Origin of the sequence: Aquabacterium sp. (assembly GCF_029946005.1) — a bacterium.
In the GTDB taxonomy this organism is placed as follows: domain Bacteria; phylum Pseudomonadota; class Gammaproteobacteria; order Burkholderiales; family Burkholderiaceae_C; genus Aquabacterium.
Genome location: NZ_JAQSDR010000023.1, coordinates 1 through 2931 on the forward strand (window position 1 = coordinate 1; position 2931 = coordinate 2931).

Sequence of the window (2931 nt, forward strand, 5' to 3'; positions counted from 1 at the left end):
AACGAAGTAAATGATTCATTACCCCGCCTCACACACAGAAATCCTGACACTCCCGGCGGTGCTAAGTGCTTTGTTTGATTCATGTTCGAACTCCAGTACTGTGGTGAACTTGGATGACCCAAGGAGTCGAACCAAACACTATCCGTTGGCTGGCAATGCCTTTTGCACAACTTTCCAAACTGAGCTACGGGTAGGAGTGGGTACTGGGATGCCTTTCCGTGCTCATAGAGTTTTGCCTCCTCACGCATTCTTGTGTGAGCCGATAGGGATCACTGCGCAGCCGATCAAGCCGTGCTCTTTGCCTAAACGCCCAACCCCTTAGTGACGATGGCTGAGGGGCTAGAACTGCGAGGCCTGTCCTCCCGATGTAAAAAGCCTTTCCATAAAAACACAAATGCAATATCGGCAAAACACGTTTGTGTTTGCTATGTTATTGATTTTTAAAGACTTTTCCAGTTGCATGTACACCAATTCAGGTTCAGAATTGTTCGTACATATGAGTCCGTTCTCGCACCTTCTTCATGACCTGCGCATGCGCTATCGGGTCCGCCAAGTCGAGTTGGCGGAACGAACTGGCTATGAGCAAAGCTACATATCAGCGTTGGAGGCGGGTCTCAAGGGCCCTCCAACACCGGAGTTTGTAGAGGGTGTGATCAAGGCGTTGACGCTGTCGAGTGAGGACGCAAAGGCCTTGCAAGCGGCGGCCGAGGCATCGCAGCGCAAGCTTGTGATTGAGCCTGATATGCCGCAAGACGTTTTCTGGCTTCTGAGTCGTCTGCGTGCCACCTTGCCGGTGCTCACGCCTACCCAGGTCCGGGTAATCAACGACGTTCTTGGAATGGCGCCCTCGCCAGGGGACGCATGGTCTGAACCTGTACGGCGATTGCGCCGTAGAAGCAAGGAGGAACTCCAAATGTAGAAAACGGGACAACCCTTGCGGATTGCCCCGTCGACTTGAGCATCACGCGATACACAAGCTTCAGCACCTTCAGTATCGCGACCGTTCTGGTCGACGTCAAGTCCGCTTCCTCATCCGATCTTGCCTGCCAGCCCTGTTTTATTACCGGGCTTGGGTATACCTACGCCCAAATCCAGGCAAGTTATTCGTTGTCAAGGCGGCAAGCAGTGTGATCTGCATGCCGCAAAGGAGCAGACATGCCTGTTCAGCTTTGGAACGGCCGTTGGCGTGGGCGATCACCATCAGGAGATCAACACCAGCGATCACGTGAGGTGATCAGCCCATCGGGCGGAATCATGCGCGGCAAATTTCCCAGCCTCAAGAACGGACGAGTGATTCATCACGAAGGACTCTTGGAGTTGGATGCGATCTTTTTGTTTGAACTATCGCCGCAGATCACCAGTTATCGAGAGCAGCCGACCAGGTTGACGTACTCAGATGGGAGTCGCATACGGCGCTACACGCCTGACTTCGAACTGACGCTGGTCAGTGGCGAGCTGGTCTGGGTAGAAGTCAAGCCACTGAGGTTCTGCGTAGTTCCAGACACGCAGCAAAAGCTGTCATGCATAGCTGCGCAGATGCGAGACAACGGTAAGGCCTTTGAAATATTGACTGACGAGGTCTTGAGACTAGAGCCCAGGCAGTCGGTGGTCCGCACCCTGTGGCATCGCGTACCTAAAGCGATGCGACCAGTTGAGGCAGGAAGGTTTGCACTTGCTGGCTGCATGACCAGCTTTCCGATGTCCCTGGAAAGAGCCGCCACCTTGCTCGAAGGGAAGGGACTCAACGTCTACAGCTTGATTTTGCAAGGACTGCTGACGTGTGATCTGTCATCACCCCTTTCAGCCAACTCACTCATCACCATCGGAAAGGAAGGCGACCATGAATGGTTTCGCATTTCGCAAGCACGCGATTTTTGATTGGAAGGGTGCTCGGTTTCGCATTGCCAACTTGGCGCCTGATGATGACCTTGTCGTCGAATCGCTAAGCACCGGTGCGATCTCTGTGGTGCCGCGGTCGGATCTACTGGCCGCGTACACAGCCGGAGAGCTGTCCGCTGCACCAGAAGCAAGCATTGAAGGAAACAGCGTGAGGTCGTACTCACGACCACTAGACGAACTTCCTGAAGTTGTTCGATCCATGGCAAACCGGAGGCATCACTACTTGCAGGCGCTGTATGCCGAAGGGCCTCCAAAATTTACTCGGGATTACTTAGCGCCCATCATCTCGAATGCAGCAAAGGCTGCGAACGATACAAGTCCACCTAGCTCTATTACGGTCTACCGGTGGCATCGGCGATACCAAAGAGCAAAGGATGCGCGGGCATTGATACCGCGCTATGACCGTCGTGGCTCAAAACATAGCAAGCAGTCGGACATCGTTCTCAATCTCGTAGCAGAAGCAGTCACCGATGCGTTCCGAGCATCTCCACTGGCGACAGGGGCCGACATACATTCGCGTGTTCTTGCAAAAATCGAGCGCGAGAATCAAAGCCGAATCGGTGGCGACCGGCTAAAAGCGCCAGCCTTAAGGACCACCTATCGCTTGCTGCGGCGGGCTAGCTCGTATGAGCTGTGTGCCCTAAGAGAAGGCAAGGCCGCAGCAGACAGGCGATTCCGAATCATCAAAGCGGGGGTCCAGACGACACGCATTTTGGAACGCGTTGAGGTGGACCACACGCCGTTGGACTTGTTCTTGTTGGACGAGACGACATGGTTGCCGCTTGGTCGACCGACCTTGACCATGGCGATAGATCACTTCAGCCGAATGCCGTTGGGGTACTACTTGAGCTTTGGAGCGCCTTCGGCTGCGGCCGTAGTTGGGGCCCTTCGTCATGCGGTGCTGCACAAGACATCAGCGCAAGCCGTTCCTGCTTTAGTGCATGCGGAAAACGCGTGGATTTGCTATGGCGTTCCAGAGTAAGCGGTAACTCGCCGACGTCCTTGCCAGACGGTTTACCGCCGTGTTTTTGG

The 2931-nt window shown here is 54.4% G+C and carries 3 protein-coding genes; all 3 read left to right on the forward strand.

What is annotated here, in order from left to right; translation table 11 throughout:
- Positions 1–394 precede the first annotated feature (394 nt).
- The 3 genes from PSV38_RS13090 (at position 395) to PSV38_RS13100 (ending at position 2881) form a co-directional block, all read left to right on the forward strand.
- Positions 395–919 (forward strand): helix-turn-helix transcriptional regulator, encoded by a 525-nt coding sequence (locus PSV38_RS13090; protein WP_300548083.1) that lies wholly within the window; start codon positions 395–397, stop codon positions 917–919.
- A 236-nt stretch (positions 920–1155) separates the two neighbouring features.
- Entirely contained in the window at positions 1156–1878 is a 723-nt protein-coding gene (locus PSV38_RS13095; protein WP_300548085.1) for a TnsA endonuclease N-terminal domain-containing protein, read from the forward strand.
- Positions 1841–2881: a hypothetical protein gene (locus PSV38_RS13100; protein ID WP_300548087.1), complete on the forward strand. Its 1041-nt coding sequence runs from the start codon at positions 1841–1843 to the stop codon at positions 2879–2881. Before PSV38_RS13095 ends, PSV38_RS13100 begins: the two co-directional genes overlap by 38 nt.
- Positions 2882–2931: the final 50 nt, after the last annotated feature.

What these genes read in the sequence shown, in the direction of transcription:
- PSV38_RS13090 (WP_300548083.1), top strand. Translation starts at nt 395, where the DNA reads ATGCAATATCGGCAAAACACGTTTGTGTTTGCTATGTTATTGATTTTT.
- PSV38_RS13095 (WP_300548085.1), top strand. Translation starts at nt 1,156, where the DNA reads ATGCCTGTTCAGCTTTGGAACGGCCGTTGGCGTGGGCGATCACCATCA.
- PSV38_RS13100 (WP_300548087.1), top strand. Translation starts at nt 1,841, where the DNA reads ATGAATGGTTTCGCATTTCGCAAGCACGCGATTTTTGATTGGAAGGGT.